3 protein-coding genes are annotated in these 4057 nt (G+C 54.9%); 1 reads left to right on the top strand and 2 read right to left on the bottom strand.

Translation table 11 applies throughout. The features are described 5' to 3' along the window. Positions 1–344 precede the first annotated feature (344 nt). Complete coding sequence (locus tag HNP98_RS21435; RefSeq protein ID WP_173812246.1) at positions 345–1082, bottom strand: tetratricopeptide repeat protein; 738 nt, start codon at positions 1080–1082, stop codon at positions 345–347. 104 nt (positions 1083–1186) lie between these two features. On the opposite strand from HNP98_RS21435, the gene HNP98_RS21430 reads away from it, so the two are divergent. After that, positions 1187–3094 (top strand): ABC-F family ATP-binding cassette domain-containing protein, encoded by a 1908-nt coding sequence (locus HNP98_RS21430; RefSeq protein ID WP_173812244.1) that lies wholly within the window; start codon positions 1187–1189, stop codon positions 3092–3094. Positions 3095–3188: 94 nt separating this feature from the next. Here the strand turns inward: HNP98_RS21430 and HNP98_RS21425 are convergent, their stop codons facing one another. Further along, positions 3189–3797, bottom strand: coding sequence for a hypothetical protein (locus HNP98_RS21425; protein ID WP_173812243.1), 609 nt, complete (start codon positions 3795–3797; stop codon positions 3189–3191). Positions 3798–4057 lie beyond the last annotated feature (260 nt).

Below are 4057 nucleotides of genomic sequence, written 5' to 3'. Positions count from 1 at the left end.
TACGCCGTTTATCCGGCGTCTTCTTGGTCTTTTCTGCACTCATGACTCAGGAAATATACGTCCTGCTTCTGTGCGCCTTGACTAGACCACCTCACGTTTTTCTAAAGCTATTACCGACTTTGCATTAGCCAGCGCCTCCATGTGCCCCAGCACCCGGCCCTGCTGGTGCCGCAGGGCCCCCAACAGTGGCTCCAGCTGCGTGTGCTACCAAGTGAAGTCGGGCCACTCGTAGATGCACTTGGTTATTATCCGCAAGTTGTGCGGAGATTGTAGAGATTGTGCTCCGCATCGGGCCTGCGTAACTGCCGCGATGGGTAGTGTCGGGAGCCGCGAAAAAAACATAATTAACGGCAGACTTTCTCCCTAAATGCCATTACTTGGGCGTTATTAACTCCAAGTTCCTCACAGCGTTTTAAATCAGCGCAACAGCCGTTTAAGTCTTGAATCAAATATTTTGCAGAGGCACGATTTTGATAAGCTACCGCATACGCAGGGTCAAGCTTAATAGCTTGGTCGTATGCTTTAATAGCTTCAGGGTATTGGCTCGCCTGCAAGTACGACTTTCCAAGCCCGTAGAAAATTGTTTTTGAGGTAGAATTAATTTCTACTGCACGATTATAATTCTTAATAGCCTTCACAAAGTCATGTTCCTCTAAGTACCCATACCCCAGACCCTCAAATATTCGAACATCGGTGGAATCAGCCTCTTTAGCTTGAAGAAAATACTGCCGCGCCTGGCCGAATTGCCGAAGGTTATCATAACAAATTCCCAAGTTCAAAAGGGCCAAATAATCTTGTTCGGAAGAGGCACTTGGGTTTATAGCCAAAATCTGCTGCGCGTCTTTAATAGCGCCTTGGTAGTCCTGCAATTTGTATTTGGCTTTGCACCGGAGCAATAAAGCTCTTTCCGAATCAGGGCTAGTTTTAAGAATTCTATCGAATCCTCGAATTGCTTCTTGGCTATTTCCTGAAATAAGTGCTTGCTCTGCTGCCGCAAACCCTTTCAAATGCTCTTGTTGGCTTTGCGCTTGGCACCCTTGGCAAAGGGTCAATGTGATTACCCAGAGAAGTAGTCTTTTCATTCAACAAATATGCGTGCAGCTTTCTAAACTAGAATGTTGCTTGTAGCATAGGCTGCGACGTTCCCCAGCCAACCCCGCCCGCCCCGGCCGTACCTTTGCGGCCTATGAATCTGTTATCCGCCGAGAATATCTCGAAGAATTACGCCGACCGCTGGCTGTTTAAGGACCTGAACTTTGGCTTGCAGCAGGGGCAGCGGGTGGCCTTTGTGGGCATCAACGGCACGGGCAAAACCACGCTGCTGCGCGTGCTGGCCGGGCTGGAAATCCCCGATACCGGGCTGGTGAGCACCCGCAAGGGCATCCGGGTGACGTACCTGGGCCAGCAGCCGGTGTTCGACGAGAGCCTGACGGTCGAGGAAACCATCTTCGCCAGCCAGAACGACACGCTCAAGGCCATCAAGGAGTACGAGCACGTCATCAACGACGCCGACCACAAGGCCGACGACTTGCAGCGCGTGCTCGAGCGCATGGATGCGCTGAACGCCTGGGACTACGAGGCCCAGGTGCAGCAGATTCTGGGCCGGCTGGGCATCCTCGGCGAGTTGCTGACGCGCAACGTGAGCATGCTCAGCGGCGGGCAGCGCAAGCGCGTGGCCCTGGCCCGGGTGCTCATCGAAGAGCCCGACGTGCTGCTGCTTGACGAGCCCACCAACCACCTGGACCTGAGCACCATCGAGTGGCTGGAGAACCGGCTCTCCTCCCCCACCCTCACGCTGCTGATGGTGACCCACGACCGCTACTTCCTCGACAAAGTGGCCAACGAGATTGTGGAGCTGGACAAGGGCACCATGTACCGCTACCAGGGCAACTACGCCTACTTCGTGGAGAAAAAGGCCGACCGCGAGATGCGCGAAGCCACCGAGGTGGAGAAGGCCCGCAACCTGTTCCGCAAGGAGCTGGAGTGGATGCGCCGGATGCCCCAGGCCCGCGGCACCAAGCAGAAGGCCCGCATCGACGCCTTCTACGTGACCAAGGAAAAGGCCAGCACCAACCTGAGCAAGCAGCAGATTGAGTTGAGCGTGAAAACGACCCGCCAGGGCGGCAAAATCATCGAGGCCGACCACCTCAACAAGGCCTTCGGCGATAACGTGGTGCTGGACGATTTCAGCTACGTGTTCAAGAAGAAGGACCGCATCGGCCTGGTGGGCCCCAACGGCGCGGGCAAGTCCACGCTGCTCAACATGCTCACCGGCAAGCTCAAGCCCGACTCCGGCACCATCGACGTGGGCACGAACACCGTGTTCGGCTACTATACCCAGACGGAGCTGGAGTTCGACCCCACCCAGCGGGTAATCGACATCGTAAAAGAAGTGGCCGAAGTAGTGGAGCTGGCCAACGGCGACGTGCTCACGGCCAGCCAGTTCCTGAACCTGTTCCTGTTTCCGCCGGCCCAGCAGTACACGCTGGTGAACAAGCTGAGCGGCGGCGAGAAGCGCCGCCTCCAGCTGCTGCGCGTGCTCATCAAGAACCCCAACTTCCTGATTCTTGACGAGCCCACCAACGACCTCGACCTGGGCACGCTCAACATCCTGGAGGACTTCCTGCTGCACTTCCAGGGCTGCCTGCTGATTGTGAGCCACGACCGCTACTTCCTCGACCACCTCGCCGAGCACCTCTTCGTGCTGGAGCCGGGCGGGGCCGTGCTCAACTTCCCCGGCAACTACACCGACTACCGCGACTACCTGGAGGAGCGCGAAACCGAAGCCGCCCTCGAAGCCGAGGAGAAAGCCGCCAAGGCCGCCCGCGTCGCCGCCAAGGCCGCGCCCATAGCCGCGCCCGCTCCGGCGGCCCCCGCCAAGCGCCGCGCCACCTTCGCCGAGAAGAAAGAGTACGAGCAGCTCGAAGGCATCCTGGCCCAGCTCGAAACCGAGAAGCAGGCCATCACCGCCAACCTGAACGGCGGCGCCGGTACCCCCCAGGAATTCGCCGCCTGGGGCGCCCGCCTGCAAGCCGTGGAGCAGGCGCTGGCCCAAAAAGAGGAGCGCTGGCTGGAACTGGCCGAGCTGGGGTAGACACCAAGTACTGCTCATTAAAAAAGAAGGCCTCACACAAGTTGTGGGGCCTTCTTTGCTGCGCAGCCTTCAGCTACTCTTGTGCTGACGATGTTTAGATCGGTGCCCCAACTACCACATTTATGACTTCGCCACTATCATCGAATAGAATTTCCAGCCACGAATTAATGTCTTTTGGCCCGTTAAACAGAAAGCCAAAAAATTTGCTGCTGTAGCGTTGGTTCCTGGTTTCTCCCGGGTTTTTCCCCCACACAAACCCCACAAGAATCCTGCTGCTATTGATAAAATGGGGACTTTTTCGTTGCGTATCCTTAGCAATTTGCCTTGGGGTGTTCGCTATTTTATAATTGACGCCAAATGATGTTATAATTGTTTCGCCTATAACCAGCGATTCGTCACGCAAATCGAATCCAACCAGCGTATCCTTAACGAAATACAGCCTGTTGCTTTTGTAATAGAATACGTCTGCGTTCCCTTCCTGCGTTTCGATAAACTCTTTTCCGGTTTTAGTTGGATTACCCAACACGCGGATTGCCGCTTCACTGTTTTGCCCTAAGTAAAGCGCAGTTGTGGCTCCGACCCTACCGTTTCTCAGGCCTATTTGCTTGATATCAATTGTTTGCTGTGCGTGGGCAGCATTGCAAAGGTCTGCGCATAAGGCCACTACGAGAGCCAAGACCGCCGCTATTTTAACAATCTTCATATTTAACAATCTTCATATTATTTCCTCTAATAAAGTGCGGGAATGCATCGAGCGACTAAATTTGCTAGCACAAGTATGGAATGAATCTGATAAAATCTCGTAAAAGGCTGGGTTTTCCTCTCCAAGTTATGTGGTTCCGCTTGCCCCAAGAAAGAAGCTGTACCCACTAGGAAGTGTTAACAGTCACGCAGCCAGAGGACGGTTGCGGCCAGGTGAATAAAAGCCAGAAAATGCGCATCCAGCTTATCGTACCGGGTGGC

The organism is Hymenobacter caeli (assembly GCF_013294115.1).
Lineage (GTDB): Bacteria > Bacteroidota > Bacteroidia > Cytophagales > Hymenobacteraceae > Hymenobacter > Hymenobacter caeli.
This window is presented reverse-complemented; position numbering and strand designations above follow the sequence as displayed.